General features: G+C 67.8%; 18 protein-coding genes and 2 pseudogenes. 13 read left to right on the top strand and 7 right to left on the bottom strand.

Annotated elements, in window-relative coordinates; translation table 11 throughout:
• Window positions 1–297: 297 nt before the first annotated feature.
• Both ACPXB1_RS28785 and tuf read left to right on the top strand, forming a co-directional pair.
• Window positions 298–840, top strand: a pseudogene (locus tag ACPXB1_RS28785) (sigma-70 family RNA polymerase sigma factor); the annotation flags it as partial.
• Window positions 841–1534: 694 nt separating this feature from the next.
• Window positions 1535–2722 carry an elongation factor Tu gene (gene tuf / locus ACPXB1_RS28780; protein WP_425736044.1) on the top strand — a complete coding sequence of 396 codons (1188 nt, stop codon included), beginning with the start codon at window positions 1535–1537 and terminating at the stop codon, window positions 2720–2722.
• A 295-nt stretch (window positions 2723–3017) separates the two neighbouring features.
• Here tuf and ACPXB1_RS28775 read toward each other — a convergent pair whose 3' ends face one another.
• From ACPXB1_RS28775 to ACPXB1_RS28765, 3 genes are all read right to left on the bottom strand, one after another.
• Window positions 3018–3866 (bottom strand): CPBP family intramembrane glutamic endopeptidase, encoded by an 849-nt coding sequence (locus ACPXB1_RS28775; RefSeq protein WP_355597438.1) that lies wholly within the window; start codon window positions 3864–3866, stop codon window positions 3018–3020.
• 99 nt (window positions 3867–3965) lie between these two features.
• Window positions 3966–4541, bottom strand: coding sequence for a hypothetical protein (locus ACPXB1_RS28770; RefSeq protein ID WP_355597437.1), 576 nt, complete (start codon window positions 4539–4541; stop codon window positions 3966–3968).
• Between the two features lie 162 nt (window positions 4542–4703).
• Window positions 4704–5711, bottom strand: coding sequence for a protein kinase domain-containing protein (locus ACPXB1_RS28765; RefSeq protein WP_355597435.1), 1008 nt, complete (start codon window positions 5709–5711; stop codon window positions 4704–4706).
• A gap of 314 nt (window positions 5712–6025) precedes the next feature.
• Here ACPXB1_RS28765 and ACPXB1_RS28760 point away from each other — a divergent pair, with 314 nt between their 5' ends.
• The 4 genes from ACPXB1_RS28760 (at window position 6026) to ACPXB1_RS28745 (ending at window position 8076) form a co-directional block, all read left to right on the top strand.
• On the top strand, window positions 6026–6517 hold the full coding sequence (locus tag ACPXB1_RS28760; protein ID WP_355597433.1) for an ATP-binding protein: 492 nt from the start codon (window positions 6026–6028) through the stop codon (window positions 6515–6517).
• Window positions 6518–6586: 69 nt separating this feature from the next.
• Entirely contained in the window at window positions 6587–6853 is a 267-nt protein-coding gene (locus tag ACPXB1_RS28755) for a helix-turn-helix domain-containing protein (RefSeq protein ID WP_355597431.1), read from the top strand.
• A 181-nt stretch (window positions 6854–7034) separates the two neighbouring features.
• On the top strand, window positions 7035–7685 hold the full coding sequence (locus tag ACPXB1_RS28750; protein WP_355597429.1) for an NAD(P)H-binding protein: 651 nt from the start codon (window positions 7035–7037) through the stop codon (window positions 7683–7685).
• A gap of 202 nt (window positions 7686–7887) precedes the next feature.
• Window positions 7888–8076, top strand: coding sequence for a hypothetical protein (locus ACPXB1_RS28745; protein ID WP_355597427.1), 189 nt, complete (start codon window positions 7888–7890; stop codon window positions 8074–8076).
• 140 nt (window positions 8077–8216) lie between these two features.
• Here the strand turns inward: ACPXB1_RS28745 and ACPXB1_RS28740 are convergent.
• Together ACPXB1_RS28740 and ACPXB1_RS28735 are read right to left on the bottom strand one after the other, a co-directional pair.
• A pseudogene (locus ACPXB1_RS28740) lies at window positions 8217–8321 on the bottom strand (pectate lyase); the annotation flags it as partial.
• 455 nt (window positions 8322–8776) lie between these two features.
• Window positions 8777–11512, bottom strand: coding sequence for an AAA family ATPase (locus ACPXB1_RS28735; RefSeq protein WP_355597425.1), 2736 nt, complete (start codon window positions 11510–11512; stop codon window positions 8777–8779).
• A gap of 339 nt (window positions 11513–11851) precedes the next feature.
• Between ACPXB1_RS28735 and ACPXB1_RS28730 the strand changes: the two genes are divergently transcribed.
• The 6 genes from ACPXB1_RS28730 (at window position 11852) to ACPXB1_RS28705 (ending at window position 16930) form a co-directional block, all read left to right on the top strand.
• The gene (locus tag ACPXB1_RS28730; RefSeq protein WP_053659585.1) at window positions 11852–12748 is read left to right on the top strand and encodes an ABC transporter ATP-binding protein; all 897 of its coding nucleotides are present in this window, start codon (window positions 11852–11854) and stop codon (window positions 12746–12748) included.
• Window positions 12749–12764: 16 nt separating this feature from the next.
• Complete coding sequence (locus tag ACPXB1_RS28725) at window positions 12765–13484, top strand: ABC transporter permease (protein ID WP_425736043.1); 720 nt, start codon at window positions 12765–12767, stop codon at window positions 13482–13484.
• A gap of 72 nt (window positions 13485–13556) precedes the next feature.
• On the top strand, window positions 13557–14396 hold the full coding sequence (locus ACPXB1_RS28720) for an alpha/beta fold hydrolase (protein ID WP_425736042.1): 840 nt from the start codon (window positions 13557–13559) through the stop codon (window positions 14394–14396).
• Window positions 14397–14446: 50 nt separating this feature from the next.
• A complete protein-coding gene (locus ACPXB1_RS28715; RefSeq protein WP_053659576.1) occupies window positions 14447–15112 on the top strand; it encodes a GOLPH3/VPS74 family protein in 666 nt (221 codons plus the stop codon).
• Window positions 15113–15371: 259 nt separating this feature from the next.
• Window positions 15372–16229, top strand: coding sequence for an NAD(P)-dependent oxidoreductase (locus ACPXB1_RS28710; protein ID WP_355597419.1), 858 nt, complete (start codon window positions 15372–15374; stop codon window positions 16227–16229).
• A gap of 29 nt (window positions 16230–16258) precedes the next feature.
• Window positions 16259–16930: a hydrolase gene (locus ACPXB1_RS28705; RefSeq protein WP_425736041.1), complete on the top strand. Its 672-nt coding sequence runs from the start codon at window positions 16259–16261 to the stop codon at window positions 16928–16930.
• Window positions 16931–16942: 12 nt separating this feature from the next.
• Here ACPXB1_RS28705 and ACPXB1_RS28700 read toward each other — a convergent pair whose 3' ends face one another.
• The gene (locus tag ACPXB1_RS28700; protein ID WP_425736048.1) at window positions 16943–17242 is read right to left on the bottom strand and encodes a hypothetical protein; all 300 of its coding nucleotides are present in this window, start codon (window positions 17240–17242) and stop codon (window positions 16943–16945) included.
• On the opposite strand from ACPXB1_RS28700, the gene ACPXB1_RS28695 reads away from it, so the two are divergent.
• Window positions 17153–17452, top strand: coding sequence for a hypothetical protein (locus ACPXB1_RS28695; RefSeq protein ID WP_425736047.1), 300 nt, complete (start codon window positions 17153–17155; stop codon window positions 17450–17452). The genes ACPXB1_RS28700 and ACPXB1_RS28695 overlap by 90 nt on opposite strands.
• On the opposite strand, the gene ACPXB1_RS28690 is transcribed toward ACPXB1_RS28695, so the two are convergent.
• Window positions 17400–18050 carry an NAD(P)H-binding protein gene (locus tag ACPXB1_RS28690; protein ID WP_425736039.1) on the bottom strand — a complete coding sequence of 217 codons (651 nt, stop codon included), beginning with the start codon at window positions 18048–18050 and terminating at the stop codon, window positions 17400–17402. The genes ACPXB1_RS28695 and ACPXB1_RS28690 overlap by 53 nt on opposite strands.
• Window positions 18051–18167 lie beyond the last annotated feature (117 nt).

Below are 18167 nucleotides of genomic sequence, written 5' to 3'. Positions count from 1 at the left end.
TGCCACCCCGATCGTGCAGGCCATCCTCGTCCTCCAAGCCGCCGAGGAGGCCCGCTACCCACGATGAAAATGGCTCAGTGTCACCGTCGTTCCGGTGTGCCCGCTGTTCGCGGACCATCTAAAAAGGCATGGTCATGAGTTCGTCGCGGATGGCGGCAAGTTCCGTCCGCCGACACCTGCCGACTTCGCGCTCGTCAGGCGTGCTACGAAGCCCCACGTTTCTTCTCCGCGATGAGGGTGCAGGGAGGATCATCAATGACCGCGCACACGATCAGCGAGCAGCGGACCAGACCGTGCGCCGCCCAGAAACTCGACCCGCGCCCGCCCACCGACCTGCCCCTCGCCGGGGAGCCCAAGCGGCACTTCCGCGACCGCACCTGGGACGTCGAGGCGCCCTGCCGTCTTCAAGAGTTGAGGCTGACCATCCTCGACGCCAACAGTTCACTGCTGCGGGTCCTGGGCCGTTCGCCGACGGTTGCCGACATCGCCGCCCACCTCAAGCTCACCGAGGACGAGGTCCTGGAAGGCCTGGAGGGTGCCCGCGCGTACAACGCGGTGTCACTGTTCACGCCGACCGGCGACGGCGACCGGGCCGCCGAACTGGATGACCTGCTCGGCGGTGAGGATGGCAAGTTCGAGCTGTCCGACCTGCGGGTCGCTCTGGGCACGGTGCTGGCCACGCTCACCGAACGCGAGCAGCGGATCCTCACGCTGCGCTTCTACGGCAACCTGACCCAGTCGCAGATCGCCGAGCAGATAGGCGTGCCCCAGATGCACGTGTCCCGGTTGCTGGCTCGGGCCCTCGGCAAGCTGCGCGAGCAGTCGGACGGGACGTACTAGTGGGCGCGGACGGCGGCCCGGGCACCGTTGTGCGTCTGATAACAGATCCCCCTACCGCAGGCGTCAAGAGGTGCCTTCCTTGCCGCGGTCGGTGCTTTCCGAGGTGTCGTACGACCTGCCGGTGCGGGCGCCGCCAGGGCCGGCAGCATTCATTTCTCATCGCCGGGTACGGCTGTCCACGCCTCCCGGGGATCGACCACGGTCGGCGACGTTCGGCCGAGCCCCACCCACGCCCTGCACCCGGTCACCGCCCTCACCGCCATGTGAGACCTCTCCCAACGCGCCGACAATCAGGAACGTTCGACCGGACGGCGTCGCGTCGCACCAATCATCGGGGGCAGCCGCACTCGAAGATCTCGATTGCGGCTTCGACGCCGATGACTGGCAGAGAAGGGCCGGGAATATCAGTCGCCCCTCCCGAGGTTCAGAGCTAGCGTGATCGCCATGTTCGGCACCGTCGGCTCTGTGCGGCCCGCAGGTTTCCACCTGCCGGCTGCCGCCGACGTGTGCGCATGGCTGGCTGACACCCGAGGCTGACCCTCCTCCCGCTCCGGCAGAACCACGGAGGAGGGTGGCCCGGTGATCCGGCGCGCTGGTGAGCGCGCCGTGACATGCGGTTCTGGCGCGGTTTTTCGCGGAGTGGCATCCGCCCGCGTTCGTCGTCCGCCAATTCGTCTCCAGTGTGGAGCTCATCATGGCCAAGAGCCAATTCGTGCGCGTGAAGCCGCACCTCAACATCGGCACGATGGGTCACGTCGACCACGGCAAGACGACCCTGACTGCCGCTATCACCAAGGTCCTCGCCGACCGCGACCCCGCCGTCAACCGGTTCGTGTCCTTCGACGGCATCGACCGGGCGCCGGAGGAAGCGGCGCGCGGCATCACCATCAACATCGCCCATGTCGAGTACGAGACCGAGACCCGGCACTACGCCCATGTGGACATGCCCGGCCACGCCGACTTCGTCAAGAACATGATCACGGGGGTGGCGCAGGTCGATGGCGCGATCCTGGTTGTCTCCGCGCTTGACGGGGCGATGCCGCAGACCCGCGAGCACGTGCTGCTCGCTCGGCGGGTCGGCGTGCCCTACCTGGTGGTGGCGATGAACAAGGCCGACGCCGTCGAAGACCCGGAACTTCTCGACCTGGTTGAACTCGAGATGCGGGAGTTGGTGTCCGAGTACGGGTTCCCCGGCGACGAGGTTCCGGTCGTACGGGTGTCGGCGCTGCGGGCCCTGGAGGGCGACCCACGCTGGGTTTCCTCCGTCATGGAGCTGCTCGACGCGGTCGACCGGTACGTCCCGGTGCCACCCCGCGAACTCGGCAAGCCGTTCCTCATGCCGATCGAGAACGTGCTGACGATCTCCGGACGGGGGACGGTGGTGACCGGCGCTGTCGAGCGGGGCGTGCTCCGTGTCGGCGACCCGGTGGAGGTGGTCGGTCTCAGCCCAACGCTGTCCACTGTGGCAACTGGGCTGGAGACGTTCGGCAAGTCGCTGGCGACCGCCGAGGCCGGGGACAACGCCGCCGTGCTGCTGCGCGGGGTCAAGCGTGACCAGGTGCAGCGGGGTCAGGTGGTGGCGCTGCCGGGCAGCGTCACGCCGCACCAGCGGTTCCGGGCCAGGCTCTATGCGCTGACCACCGCCGAGGGCGGGCGCCACACGCCGTTTCTCGCCAACTACCGGCCGCAGTTCTACTTCCGCACCACCGACGTGGTCGGGTCGGTAGACCTCGGTGATCTGACGATGGTCCTGCCGGGTGACACCGTCGACCTGTCGGTGGAGCTTGGCAGGCCGATCGCGATGGATGTCGGGCTCGGCTTCGCCGTCCGGGAGGGCGGCCGTACCGTGGCCGCCGGCACCGTGACCGAACTACTCGACTGAGCTACGTGGCAGGGCCCCTTGCCGGCAAGGGGCCCTGCCACGTACGGCCCTGCTCAGCTGCGCTGGCCGAGCCCTCCGTAGGACCGACTCCGTGGCATTCCACCGGCCTGTCCCTCGCGGTGAACGCCGCAGCGAACCGCTCACCTGCGGGTCAGTACCCGCTCAGCAGCGCACGCCGTACCCCGATCTTCGGTTTCCGTGTCTCTCGCAACTCGGAAACCTGGACGGGGTACGGCGTGCGCTGCTGATCAGGGTCGAGACCCTTCCACGAGAACGTCACGGGTGCCATCGTTGGCTAGCCGCGAGCTGCGGCCCTCGAGAGCGCGGACGCGGGTCGAACGGCCGCCGAGTGCGGTGTTCGCAGAGGGCCGCTGCGCCGGGTGCGCAGCCAGACCACCAAGGCGGTGATGACGACAACTGCGCTGGGAACGAGGACACCGATCGTCGCGGCGCCCGCTGCGCGATCCGTGACGACGTTGGCGATATCGGTGCGCAGCGCAGCATCGAACACGAAGGACAGGGTGTTGTACCCCGCGTGTAGCACCACTGCGATCTCGATACCCCCGCTGCGCCAGGTGATGAGCGTGAGCCCGATGCCGAAGATCAGGTACCAGAGGTTCAGCCAGATATCGGTCGACAGGTGGATGACCGCGAAGGCGACGCTGGAGACCAGCACACCGACGGCGAGGCCCGCCCGTGCTCCGCGCGTCCAGCCACCGGCGACGCGGAAGATGAGCCCACGGAACCCGTATTCCTCACCCGCGGCCTGCAGGGGCGTGAGCAGGAGCGTGGCGAGGAGTATCCACAGGACGTCGGTGTAACTCCATTCGGTCTGTGGCAGCGGCACCCAGTAGTGAAACGCCATGACGGCAACCCACGCGGGGGTGATCAGAAGCAGCGCGCGCCCGAAGATGTCGAACCGGAACCGCGAGATCACCGAGTGCAGCGACGGGCCCTTCACGCCGTAGAGCCACCGCTGGATGAGCATGCTCCACGGGATGATCAGTGCGACGGAAACCATGCCGGCGGTGTGCATCAGAGGCGTCCACTCGGTGCGGCCGTCGGTGTCGATGGCGGCGTCCACGAACGCCGCCATCAGGCTGAGAGCGACGCCGGACAGCGTCATCCCGCCGATCAGAAGCACGATCGCGAGGATGCCACGACCGATACGACGTCTCTCCCCGGCCAGCACCCTGTGGTACTCGACATCGGGCGGAACGGTGTGCGTTTGCTCGGTCATGGCTCACGGCACCTCGACGACGTAGGTGAGTGCGGCCCACGCCAAGAGGGTGCCAACCGTCGTCCAGATGACGATGGAGACGGCCTGCCAGAGCAGGACCCACCGGCGTGGAGTTCCGCCGCCCACGAGGATCGCCGACGTGATCTGGGTCGGAATGGCGAGAGGACCGAGGATGCTCGCACCGGGGACGCCGAAACGCATGAGCCATCTGTTGAAGCGCCGACGCCCCTTCGACTCCGGCTTCGTGGCTGCCGTCTCCTGGTACGTCTCCCCGAGGGCGCTCGATCGCGCTCCTGCGCCTCCGCCTACCCCGACCAGGCTGTCTCGGCGATCGACGATTGTCGTCCTGGCGCGTGAGGTGACCGCGACGACCAGCAGCACGCACAGAAAGTTCCCTGCGGCTGCTGCGACGCCTGCGACAATCGGATGGAGACCGCCGGCTATGCCGATGATGGCTGCTCCCTCACCGTCGACAAACGGGATCGCGCCCGCCAGCATGACGATGAACGGCTGGACGATCCCGGGCACTTGGGCGACGAGCTCCTGGAAGTTGCTGATGAGCTGCTCGATGGGAGTCATGTCTGGTCCTCACTTTCCTGTGATGTGGGTGCGTCATGTGGCGGCGCGGCAGTCCTCGCCGTCGAGGGAGTTACGAAAGGTGCACAGGTGGCGTTGACCTCGCCGGTGTGCGTCCAGAGCGGCCAGAGGTGGCGAGCCAGCGCGGACCGTTGCCTAGGTGGATCACGTGGTGGCCTTGTCCTTGTCACGGGCGGGTCGACGAGGCGAGTGGTCCGATGGCAATGCGGTGGAGATCGTCGATGTCAGCGCAGTGCGCCACGGCGGGTGGACCGGAATCGCGTTGTCCAACGCGTCCATGTCGGTGCGCTCGTCCGCACGGACCAGGCCCTTCGCCGCGGACTGGAGCGCTTCCCTGAAGGATCGGGCGCTCTGGAACCGGTCCTTTCGGTCCTTGGCGAGCGCCGTGAGGAGAACCGCGTCAAGCGCCGGAGTCACCTCGGTGCGGTAGGCACTGGCGCGCGAGGGCTCCTGGTGCACGTGCTGATAGGCGACGGCAACCGGGTTGTCACCGACGAAGGGTGGCCGCCCGGTCAGCAGCTCGTAGAGCAGGCAACCCGCGGAGTACAGGTCGCTGCGGGCGTCGGCGACCTCACCGCGCACCTGTTCGGGAGAAAGATACTGGGCGGTTCCGAGGAGTTCGTGGGTCTGCGTTGCCGGGGCGGCACCACCCTCGACACGCGCGATGCCGAAGTCCACGACCTTGATTGCGCCGTCGAGAGTGACCATGACGTTGGCGGGCTTGATGTCGCGATGGACAACGCCTGCACGATGGCTGAACTCGAGTGCCGACAGGACCGCTATCTGATGCTGGATCGACTCCTCCAGCGTGAGCGCGCCCTCGCGGAGTCGGGCCCCCAGCGACTGGCCGGCGACGTACTCCATGACGATGAACGGAACGGCCGGCTCGTCCGCCCGGCTGCCTTCGACGTTCTCATGTCCGACGTCATGAACGGCGACGATGCCGGGGTGATTGAGGCGGGCGACGGCCTGTGCTTCCCGCCGGAACCGGGACCGGAACAGCGGATCGCGGGCTAGCTCTGCGCGGAGCACCTTGACCGCGACCCAGCGCTTGAGCCGGATGTCACGAGCCAGGTGAACAACGGCCATGCCGCCCCTGCCCAGGACGTCGCAGAGCTCATAGCGTCCGCCAAGCACACGATCCGTACTCATGGGTCCTCCCAACTTTCTCGTTGTCGGTGCGTACCGGGAACGGGTTCGACGTCTGGTCTTCAGACGCCCGCCACGGGCTCCGGAATCCATCAACTCCGGGTACGCCGGGGTCCGGATGCCCGATCCTGGCGACGTCATCAGGCTCGCACCGCAGGCCGAGCCCTCGCGTCGGTCACCACCACGTAGGTCCTCACGGCCCAGCGCCACCGAGAACCACTGAGGTGGCAGGTGCTAACTTGCAGCTTCCGCACTTCGCATCAGGGACGCCTACGGTGTCGGCTACTTACATCTGGCGCGTTGACGGGAGGCACAACGTGACGGATCTCGTAGGCCGGCGTTCAGAGCGTGACGCGGTCGAGAAGCTCATCTCTCTGGCTCGGTTCGGGCGCAGCGGCTCTCTCGTGGTGCGCGGAGAAGCCGGCATCGGGAAGACCGCCCTGCTCGAGCACGCCCACCAGACGGCACTCGCCTCGGCCTTCCGGGTGGAGCCCTTGGCCGGCGTCGAGTCCGAGACGCAGTTCGCGTTCGCTGGGCTGCACCAGTTCATCGGCGCGAGCCTCACGGAGTTCATCGAGGCCTGCGTCCGTGCGGGGCAGCCGGAGCGCGCGACCCAGGCGATGGAACAGTTCGACGCCTGGGCTCGCGCCAGCGGCACGTCGTGGGCGCTGGGGCTGGCGGCGAACTCACGGGCGCTCATGGGCACCGGATCATCGGCCGAAGATCAGTACCGTACGGCGATCAAACACCTCGGGAACAGCCGGATGCGCGGCTACCTCGCCCGCGCCCACCTCGTCTACGGTGAGTAGCTACGTCGCGAGGGCCGCCGCCGCGACGCCCGAGATCAGCTCCGCACCGCCCACCAACTCCTCACCGACATGGGAGCGGAGGCGTTCGCGGCTCGCGCCGCACGCGAGCTGCGCGCGACCGGCGAGCACCCAAGCACGCGATCCTCGCAGTCGACCGACGAACTGACCGCCCAGGAGCTGCACGTCGCGCGCCTGGTGGCCACCGGAGCGACATCCCGTGAGGTCGGCGCACAGCTGTTCCTCAGCCCTCGGACCATCGAGGCCCACTTGCGCAACATCTTCCGCAAGCTCGGCATCACCTCACGCCGTCAGCTCAAGGAGCTGCACCTTCCCTGACCAGGCGGGCGCGGGCATCACGAGTATCGGTGATTTCTACCGACGCGAAGCCGCACCGCTGTTGCGAGCCTGATGAGATGCTCCAATCCGAATCGCCCTTCCCGGCAGGCACATCCTTCGTCCTTGAGGAAGCGCAGGTCATCACCACGCTCCAAACGCTGCACGGCCCAATCGGACCGCGATGAAGGTCTTCATCCTGGGCATCAGTGGCGCCGTGGGCAGGTTGCTCGCCGATGACCTGTCCAAGCGCGGCGACACCGTATCCGGCTTGGTGCGTCGGGACGAGCAGAAGTTCGAGCTCATGAGGCGGGGCGTCCACGCATTCGTAGGTCAGCTCGCGGACATGAGCGTGGACTCCCTGGGATCGATGCTCCGTGGGGTCGATGCAGTCGTGTACACAGCGGGATCGAACGGCGGCGCCAGGGATGTCACGGCAGCGATCGACGGCGAAGGCGTCATCAGAGTTCTTGAGGCCACAACTCTGGCGGGGGTGCACCGCTTCACACTGGTGTCCGTGATGCCCGAGGCCGGGCGCGACCAGGACCTCAGCGACGACGAGGAATTCTACTTCGCGGTCAAAAAGATCGTCGATGTCGTGGTGAGCCAGAGCCACCTCGACTGGCTGATCCTGCGGCCGTCGATGCTGCTTGACCGGCCGGGAACCGGCAGCGTGTCCCTCGGCCCAGCCCAGCCGCACGACGAGATCGCGCGCGAGGACGTCGCCGCCACGCTAGCAGCGCTGCTCCACGAACCACGGATCCGGCGTCAGATCCTCGAACTCACTCAAGGATCAACGCCGATCGCCATCGCCGTCAGCGCGAACCTCCCTTGACGGCCCCTGTACCGCGCCAGAACCCACCGCCGCGCAGCTCGGCCGCTCCAGCGAAAAGGTCGACGCCACGTGCACCTGGTTGATCGCCGCCGTGCGGGCCTTGCTCCCCGCGGTGGCGAGTTGGACGAAGGACGGTCGTTGATCCGCTTCCCGGTCGCTCATGCGGGTACCGCCGCTGGTCAGGACCGAGGAAGGGATCCCCATGACCGAGCGGGACGAGCAGCGTGACGGGCAGCAGACCGAGGTGCCGCAGGACGAGGCGGCCCGTGGCGCCCGGGCGGTACAGGACGTCCACGGCGGCAGCATGGCGCCAGGGCTGGTCGACGACACCGGTCACCCGGTGGCGCAGGCGCCGACCGACCGGTTGACCGACACCGAGGGAGCGGACTGAGGCGCCGGCGTCTGGCTGGGCGGGAACGGCCAGCCAGACGCGGCAACCACTGGACGCTGGGCTGCGGACGCGGGTCGGGCCGTCCCGAGATCTCGGAACGGCCCGACCCTGCTGGTGCCTGGATTGCGGAACGCACCGGATCAGACGCTGATCCGACCGGCCCCGGCACCTGCGGTGACGATGGACTTCACATTGCAGGCAGTGTCGAGCTGGTACGCGTACGGGATGCTGGCAACGCTGCCGCCGGGGCGGGAGCAAATCGTGATCGCCGTGTGGAAGATGTGCGCGAACGTTCCGGGAGGCGGTCCTGTGCCCCACCTCGACCTGTCGGAGAACTATCCCGGCAAAATGCTCCGTGCCTACGTTCGCGTACTCTGCGCGGGACGTTCGGATGCCGGCGCCGCGTAGACGTCACGTCAGCGGCGATCTGGATCGGTCTTCACTCGATCCCCACTGTAGCCGCGGTCGCGCAGCGCCTGGTGGAGCGAGCAGTTGGCCGTCGACGGGTTGAGCATCGAGCGTATCCAGATCGTACGCCGAGCCGCCGAGGGCGTCGCCGTCGCTGCCCTGTACGGGAAGAGGACGATGCGAGCATCGCGACCGCTCGTGCCCCTGGCTTGGGCTCGCCACTGACGGCACCTTTCACCCGTCCCAGCTGACGCTTGTGAATCTCGCAGACGGCGGCGGGGTGCCGGCCCGCTCAGGGCAGCCGCACATCTTTGAGTTGCCGGCGGGAGGTGATGCCGAGTTTGCGGAAGATGTTGCGCAGGTGGGCTTCGATGGTGCGGGGACTGAGGAACAGTTGTGCGCCGATCTCCCGGGAGGTAGCCCCGGTGGCTACCAGCCGGGCGATGTGCACCTCGTGTGGGGTGAGGGCGTCGGTCGGGTGGGCGGTGCGCTTTCGTGGGTGTTCGCCGGTGGCGCGGAGTTCGCGGGCGGCCCGCTCGGCGAATGCGCCCGCGCCCATGTCCGACAGCAGTTGATGGGCGGTGTGGAGTTGGTCGCGCGCGTCCTGGCGCCGCCCTTCGCGGCGCAGCCACTCGCCGTAGACGAGCCGAGCACGAGCCGCGTCGCCGGCCATCCGGGACTTTCCGAGCCGTTCGATCGCTTCGCGGTAGTGCTCCTCGGCATCAGGCCCTGCGCTGGTCAGCGCTCGTGAGCGCGCGGCCAGGCCCAGCGCCCACGTGGTGCCGCACGCAACTGCGAGTGAGGTGAACTGCTCTAGTGCGAGCGCTGCTCGTGCCGGCTCGCCGGCACGGACGGAAGCCTCGATGAGCTCGGGTAGGCACGCGCTGCTGATCGACGGTTCGTCAGACCTGCACGCCCTCGTCGCCGCTTCCTGCGCGACCGAGTAGTTGCCCAACCCGTTGTGGAGCACTGCCATCGCGTACTGAGCCAGGGAGACCTCCGCGCCCTCGTCGGGGTAGGTGTCATCGCTGGCGACGGTGGCGTCGAGCGCGGTGGTCTCGGCTTGGTCACCACGCCAGGCGTGGAGAATGACGCGAGCATGGCGCAACGGCACGCCCCCGGTGGCCTGTGTGATCACCGTGGCCTCGGTGGCCAGCTCGTCGGCGCGGGCGAGATCGCCCGTCAGGACCGATGTGATGGACAGGAAGTTCAGTGCGGCGGGGAGCGTCGCCAGCGCGCCGGCCTCACGAGCGAGCTGGACGTTGCGGCTGGCCAGCACATGGAGCAGCTCGTCGTCGAGGATCGCCACGGCGTTGCGGCCGGCCAGCCACAGCCACCGGTCGCTCTGGCTGCACTGCACAGATTCCGCCTGCGGGCCGTCGCGGAACGCTTCCAACGCGAGCCGTAGACCTGGCACTCCCGCCGCACAGCCCTTGCTCAAGGTCGTCGTGAGCCCGTCGAGGAGCAGGTCCACCGGTCGCGTCGGCGTCCCGGGTGCGGGGGCGGCCAGGGCCGCTTCGGCGATGCGCGCCGCGTCACCCCCTCCGTTGATGATCGCCGCATCCAGCGCATGTAGGTAGGTCTCGCGGGACAGCGCAGCGTCCAACGGGGCGAGTGCCTTGGCGGCATCCATCAGCATGCCCGGCACCTCGGTGCCTCGGGTCAGGTGGAAGGCGATCTGGGCTCGCAATAGGTCGAGATGCGCGCGTTGCAGGGAATCCAGCGGCTCGAGCGGTGCCGTTGTGAGCAGGTCCAGCGCGCTGTCGGACGCGCCGGCCTCGTGCTTGGCGCGGGCGGCTCCCAGCATCCGCCGAGCACGGGTGGCGTGATCGGGGGTGAGGGCTGCCGCGCGCTGCAGGAATGCGGCTGCGGCAGCCAGCCCGCCACGGGCCCGCGCCCGGTCCGCCGAGCGCTCCAGCTCCGCGGCGGCTTCCTCGTCGGTGCCCAGGACCGCTTGTGCGCGGTGCCAGGCGCGCCGGTCCGGGTTGGTCTGCGGGTCGATGGCGGCGGCCAGGGCACCGTGGGCGCGGCGGTGGTCGGGCGGCGTGGTGGCTCGGTAGATCGCCGAACGCGCCAACGGATGACAAAACCGCACCCTGGTATCGATCTCGAGCAGTCCGGCGGCTTCTGCGGGTGCGGCCGCCTCGCGGGCGATCCTCAGCTCGGCGGCGGCGCGCCACAGCAGCGTCACGTCGCCGGTCGGCTCGGCGGCGGCGACCAGCAGTAGCAGTTGGGTGTCGGGGGGCAGATCGTCGGAGCGGCGCCGGAATTCGTCCTCGACGCGATACGGGACGCTGAGGGTGTCGGGCAGCTCGAACCCGCCGGCCAGCTGGGTGGGCCGCGTACTGCGGGGGAGTTCCAGCAGCGCCAGCGGGTTGCCGCGCGCTTCGGCGACGATCCGATCGCGTACCCGGCCGTCCAGCGGTGCGCGGACCGCGGCCGTCAGCAGCATCCGGGCGTCGGGCTCACCGAGTCCGCCCAGGCTCAGCTCAGGCAATCCGGAGAACGGGTGACTGGTGCTGGCGTCGCGTAGCGCGAACACCAGCGCCACCTGCTCGGCTGCCAACCGACGTGCCACGAACGCCAGCACCTGCCCGGAAGCCTCGTCCAGCCATTGCGCATCGTCGACGAGGCACAACAGCGGCCCGTCCTCGGCGACCTCGGCCAGCAGGTTGAGGGTGGCCAGCCCGACCAGGAACCGGTCCGGCGCAGGCCCGTCGCGTAGGCCGAACGCCACGCCGAGGGCGGCCTGCTGCGGCTCGGGCAGCGGAGCCGCGCGGTCCAGCAGCGGCCTGCACAGCTGATGCAGACCGGCGAACGCGAACAGCTCCTCGGACTCCGCTCCGACCGAGTGCTCCACCCGGAACCCCGATCCGACCGCGACGCCACGGGTGTACTCCAGGATCGCGGTCTTCCCGATGCCCGCTTCCCCGCACACCACCAGCTTCCCGCTGCGTCCGGCTTGAACCTGGGCGAGCAGGTGCTCGATGGCGATGCGCTCCGCGCGCCGGCCGAGAAGGTCGGTCATTTCGTTCCATCCGAGGCTGGTTGAGGTCCGTCGGGCCAGAGTTAGGTAGTTCTCACCGACGCGAACCGCAATTATTTCTGATCTTGATCGCCGCAGCAAGCCCGTGACCTCCACACGAAGCGGCTGACGAAGCGGATGCCGCAGGTCGAGGCGGGCCCCAGGCCCACGGCTTTCATCGCTGGTCAACCGCGTACCGGCCGCCCCTCGCCTGCTACTCGCACCGCCAGCGACCAGCTCGCACCCGACACGGTGAGCTGACGGTGCGAGCTAAGGCGTTCACACCGATGCGATGGCGCCGCCAGTGACGGAAGTCTTGTGCCGAAGACGAAAGGATCCGAGATGCCCGTCAACCCAGTCATCGAAGTCGACCAACTGAATGTCACCTACGGCGAGTTCCACGCCGTCAAGGACCTCTCGTTCCAGGTCGCCCGCGGGGAGCTCTACGCACTCCTCGGCACCAACGGAGCCGGCAAGACCTCGACCCTCGAGGTCATCGAGGGCCACCGGACGGTGTCGGCGGGCACGGTGCGTGTCTTCGGCAGGAGTCCCACCGACCGGCGCGCGGTACGTCCCAGGATGGGGATCATGCTGCAGGAGAGCGGCTTCGCCGCCGACCTCACCGTTGCCGAGTCGGTCCGGCTGATCGGCCGGCTCTCCGAACGTCAGGACACCGTGGCGAGGGTGCTCGATCTGGTCGATCTCGCCCACCGGGCCGACACCCGGGTGGCACAGCTTTCCGGCGGAGAGAAGCGGCGATTGGACTTCGCCACCGCCGTGTACGGGCGGCCGGAGCTGATCATCCTGGACGAACCCACCACCGGGCTGGACATCCAGTCACGGGACGCCCTGTGGGAGACCGTTCGGCAGTTACGCGAGGACGGCGCCACGGTCGTGCTCACCACGCACTACCTGGAGGAGGCGCAGCAGCGGGCCGACCGCATCGGCCTGATGCACCAGGGCGTCTTCCGCCGCCAGGGCACGCTGCCCGAGCTGACTCAGACCCTGCCGGCATCCATCCGGTTCTCGCTGCCACCCGGTGCCCCGGCGCTGCCGCTGCGACCCGCTCCGACGGCCGACGGGTCCTACACGATCGACACGTTCGACCTTCAGCGGGACCTCAAGACGCTGCTCGACTGGGCGGACGCTCACATGGTCGAGCTGGCGGGACTGTCCGCCGCACCGACCCGGCTGGACGATGTCTTCCGCGCCGTCGGCACCGAGTCCGTACCCTCCTGACCTCGAAGGATTGCCCATGTTCCCCATCGCGCAGGGCGAGCTCATCCAGCTCCTCCGAAACCGTGCCGTGCTGATCAATAGCTTGATCGTGCCCGTGGCGGTGAGCATCTTCCTCATCAGTTACCGCGACACGTTCAGCCGGATCGGCAGCCTCGGCTACGTCGCGGCAGTGCTCATCTTCACCATCGCCGCGTTCGGTCTCTACGCCACCACGGTGACCACCCTGGCAGCTCGCCGGCAGAACCTCTTCCTCAAGCGGCTCAGGTCCACCGCCGCCAGTGACGCGACGATCCTGACCGGTCTGGTGCTCCCGATCAGCATCATCGCGACCGTCCAGGTGACGGTGATCCTCGTCGTGTTCGCCGGCGTGGGCCGAACCCCCGCCAACCCCGCACTGGTGGCGGCGGCCCTGGCCGCGACGTTGGTGATGATGCTCGCGTTCGCGATCGCCACTGCCGGAGTCACGAACTCCCCGGAGCACGCGCAGGTCACCACGCTTCCGCTCAGTCTGGCTGTGGTCGCCGTGGCCAGTTGGGTCGGGATCACCGGCACCGAGAGCCTTGCGCTGCTGAAACGGATACTGCCCGGCGGCTCGGCCACCGAGCTGGTCGTCAACGCCTGGAACGGCGGGGTCCCACTCGCCGACTCCATCCTCCTGCTGGCGCCGACCCTGGGCTGGATGGTGGTGGCGATCGTATTGGCCGCGCGGATGTTCCGCTGGGAGCCCCGTCGATAGGCGTCGGGCCACGACAACGACGTCCAACACCGACACCACCACCCGGTATGCGACAACAGGAGGGAAACGATCATGGGATTCATCGCCGTCGGGACCGAGAACAGCACCCCGATCGAGCTGTACTACGAGGATCAGGGCGCAGGTCAGCCGATTGTCCTCATCCACGGGTATCCGCTGAACGGCCACAGCTGGGAGCTTCAGACGCGTGAACTGCTTGCTGCCGGATACCGGGTGATCACCTACGACCGTCGTGGCTTCGGGCGCTCGTCGAAGGTAGGTTCCGGCTACGACTACGACACGTTCGCGGCCGACCTGAACACCGTGCTGGAGACGCTCGACCTGCGCGACGTCGTCCTGGTCGGGTTCTCGATGGGCACCGGTGAACTGGCCCGCTATGTCTCGCGGTACGGCCATCAGCGGGTGGCGAAGTTGGCATTCCTCGCCTCACTCGAACCGTTCCTGGTCGAGCAGGATGACAACCCCGACGGCCTGCCGCGGAAGGTGTTCGACGGGATCGAGGCCGCGGCGAAGGGTGACCGCTACGCCTGGTACACGCAGTTCTTCTCGGACTTCTACAACCTCGACGAGAACCTTGGCAGCCGGATCAGCCAGGAGGCTGTCACCGGCAGTTGGAACGTCGCCGTCTCCAGCGCGCCGGTGGCGGCCTACGCCGTCGTGTCTTCTTGGATCGAGGACTTCCGCGCCGACGTCGAGGCGGTCCGTGCCAGCGGCAAGCCGGCCCTGATCCTGCACGGCACCGCCGACACCATCCTCCCGATCGACGCTACCGCCCGGCGCTTTCGCCAGGGCCTGCCCGACGCCGAGTACGTCGAGATCGAAGGCGCCCCACACGGGTTGCTCTGGACCCACGCCGACGAGGTCAACGCCGCCCTGCGCACCTTCCTCGGCTGAGCTGACGGAAGGGACACCGCGCGGAGAGAACTACGAGAAAGGAACGAGATATGGGCGAGAAGCTGACGTTGGTACGGGACGACCTGCTCATCGTCGACGACCTCATGCTGCTCTTGATGGACGACGACGGCGTTGCCATCCAGACAGCGGGCGCCCTGCACGACGCGCTTGGCGGCGCGGTGCTCACCGAGCTTGCCCTGCTCGGTCGGATCCAGATCGACAACTCCGGGGTGCTGGACGGCCCGCGGGTCACCCAGTCGGGCGAGGGTCCGCTGCCCGACCCGCTGCTGCAGTCGGCCTACGACACCGTCGCCGAGAAGCCCCAGCGGGTGCGGCCGTTGCTCGTCGCGCTCGGCACCGATCTGTGGTGGGTGGTGCTCGACCGGCTCGTGGACCGCGGCCTGCTACATCGTGAGGCGGCGCAGCTGCGAGCGCGGATCCGCCGGGTCCTGGCGGACGGCGAAGCCCCGGATCCCCGCACTGCGGCGATCATCGGGCTGCTCTTCGCCAGCGGCGCCGTGCCTTCGCTGCGGCCGCCGCTGCCTTGGACATCGGCAACGGTGAGCCGAGCCAGCGAGATCGGACGCGGCCATTGGGGATCAGAGGCCGTCTTCTCCGCGGTGACTCGCACCGCGGCGGCGATCGTTGCCGTCAGTGCCGCCAGCGTGGCGACTACCACCAGGCGAGCGCCGACCGGCGAAAGGAACGCTGCATGACCGCCCTGGACCAGGCGCTCGAGGTCCGAGCGACCGCGGTCGGACCGGCCTCGCCGGCGGCGGCAAGGGCCCTGGATCGCCTCCGGCGTCCTGCTGGTACTCGTGGTCGCGGTCGGTCCCGGTGCTGCAGTTCACGGGTGCGGGATGTCCGGCCACGGGGAGTTCCATGACGTTCACTACGCAGTTCAACGGTCTGGCCGACCCCTGACCTGCCACACCTCACCCGTGGGCACGGATCTATTGAATAGGAGCTAAATGCATGGCAACGATCGCAATCGTGGGATTCGGCGACATGGGCGAGCAGTTGGCGCCTCATCTCCTCGCTGCCGGACATCAAGTGCGAGTATCTGATATCTCGGACCCCCGGCTCGAAGCAGCTAGGCGCATGGGGACGACCGCGGTCGCGTCGGCCGCAGAAGCGGCGCGGGGCGCTGATGTGATCTTCGGCCTCGTGATGTCGAATGACATCCCGACCGCCTACCTGGGTGACGATGGAATACTCGCCGGCGCCCAGCCTGGTGCATCAGTGCTGATCTGCTCGACCACCACCCGAGCAATCGTCGACCAGGTCCGCGCGGCGGCGCCCAGCGGAGTGGCCGTGCTCGACTCGCCCATCGTTGGCGGTGTGAAGTACGCGCGCGAGCGGGCGATCACGTTCCTGGTCGGCGGATCGGCCGACGATTTCGAGCGGGTGAAGTCGGTACTCGATGGTCTCGGCAGATCCCGGCACGTGGGTGAGTTCGGTGCGGGCGTGGACTACAAACTGATCACCAACGTAGCCATCATGGCCGCGGAGGCGGGACTACGCGAGGCGCTGGACCTCGCGGACATCCTCGGACGCGACTATGAGACCTCGTTGGAGTTGATGGCGGCTGGGCCTATGAGAGCGGTCGTGGAGCGTGCTCTGGACGTCGCCAACCCTCGTCCGCTACGTCGCTCTGCGGAGGACGACGACACGCTGGTGTCTGTCGTCGAGGACCCGGCCAGGTTGCTGCCGATCTCCACCGCGGGCCGACAGCGACTGTGGGAAGCGGTCAACGTCGATCCGAATTTCGAACCCGACTTCGTGGACCTGACGCGCAAGACCACCTCGCGCGCCGCCAGCATCCGCTCTTAGGCCAGCAGACCCACCAGAGGAGATGACGTATGACTACTATCCCGACAAGCAAGAAGATCAATCCTGAACCGATTCGCGATCCCGGTTCCGACCACCTCTTGACACCGCAAAACTGCGCCATTGCGTTCATCGACTACCAGGAAGGCCAGTACGCCACAGTCGGTTCCGCCAGCCGGGAGGAGATCAACCTCGGTGTGGTGACGCTGGCGCAACTGGCGCGAGCTTATGAGATTCCGACGGTCGTGACCACCGTGGCGGTGGGAATGGGCGTGCACAAGCCGACGGTCGACGAGATCACCCGTGAACTACCCGGCATCACTGAAATCGACCGGACAGGTGTCAATTCCTGGGAGGATGCGGACTTTCGGGCTGCGATCGTGGCCACTGGACGCAAGAAGATCGTGATGGCCGGCCTGTGGACAGAGGTCTGCCTCGCGTTCCCAACCCTGGACATGCTCTTGGAGGGCTATGAGATCTACCCCGTGATCGATGCCGTTGGAGGCGTTTCAGCGGTCACCCACCACGCAGCCATCGACCGCATGCTTCAGGCCGGGGCGCAGCCGATCACCTCGCTGGCGTTCGGTTGTGAACTCATGCGGAACTGGGCCCGCTCGGACGCTGACCGGTACCGGACCATCATCAACGACTACTTCCGCCGCAAGCGTGAAGCAGGGCAATCCGCAGGTGACCTGTTCTCCTAGTCCCGTCTTTCATCAAGCCTGGTGGTTGGTGCGTTGTGGCGTTCCGGGCGTGGTGGTGGTCGCTGGGTAAGGCTCAGTAAAGATCGCCCGGTCGGCACCTACACCGTTCACCTCGCTGAGGGATGACCCGCCGGCCGGGTGGACTTCGTCGACTCCCCCAAGGTGGATGGCGAGCGAATCGTCTTCCACATCGAAGTAGGCCGGAAGTTCGGTGGACGGTGCCTGGCTGGGCTGCTGGTCCGCGAAGTGCTCGCGGACAGCATTCGCACGGATGTCGCCATCGTTCCGGTCTGCCCGCTGTTTGCGGGCCATTTGAGAAGGTATGGCGATGAGCTCGTCGCCGCGTGCCGACGTGGTGGACCTGGTGCCGCATCCACCCGTACGACTGAGAACGACGCCCGCTCGGCGCGTGACGGAAGCTACGGCCGTCACGCGCCGAGCGACAGCCATCCGCGCCGCCGCGGGCCGGTCAGCGGATGTTCGTCTGAACCGCTGTGGCAATCGGCGTCGAGCCCTGAGTGAGCTCGAGGATCCGCCGGCGGATCCGGGGCTCATGGAGCAGTTCCGCCAGGGTGGCGGCGACGTCCTCGCGGGAGATCTCGTCGTGCGGCTGCGCCGGACCGAGGGCTATCGCCCCGATTCCGGCGTGGTCGACAAGCGCCGACGGCCTGAGGATCAGCCAGTCGAGACCACTTTCAGACACGGCGACGTCGATGAGCTTCTTCACCGCGAAGTAGAACTCCACGCCCTCGTCGACTCCCTGGCCCCGCCCGGCCTCGGGAAGCACCGATACCAACGTGAAGCGCTTCACTCGGGCGATACGCGTCGCTTCGAGGGCCTTCACCACGCCGTCACCATCGATGGCCGCCGTGACCTCCCTGGCGCCTCCGTTCGACCCGGCGGTGTACACGACGGCGTCGATCCCTCTGAGCATGGATGCCAGGGAGCCAGAGGTGATGTCCGCGAGGTCGGCAACTCGCGCATCGATGCCCCGCGCGGCGAGATCGGCTCTCTGCTCATCACGACGTACCAGGCCGGAGACCTTATCGCCGCGATCGATCAGGTTCCGCGCGAGCAGCCCTCCGATGGATCCGCTGACTCCGATGATGAATACCTTCATTGCGTGCCCCAGTCCTTCTGATCGGCTCGGTCAGTGTGCCGCCGGGCGTCGCTCGTCCCAGCCTTCCTGCGGGTGGCGCAGGTGCCGCGGAAGACGTACTGCGAGGGGAGCTTGCGC

It is taken from the genome of Micromonospora sp. DT68 (assembly GCF_049847245.1).
Classification (GTDB): domain Bacteria; phylum Actinomycetota; class Actinomycetes; order Mycobacteriales; family Micromonosporaceae; genus Micromonospora; species Micromonospora profundi.
This window is presented reverse-complemented; position numbering and strand designations above follow the sequence as displayed.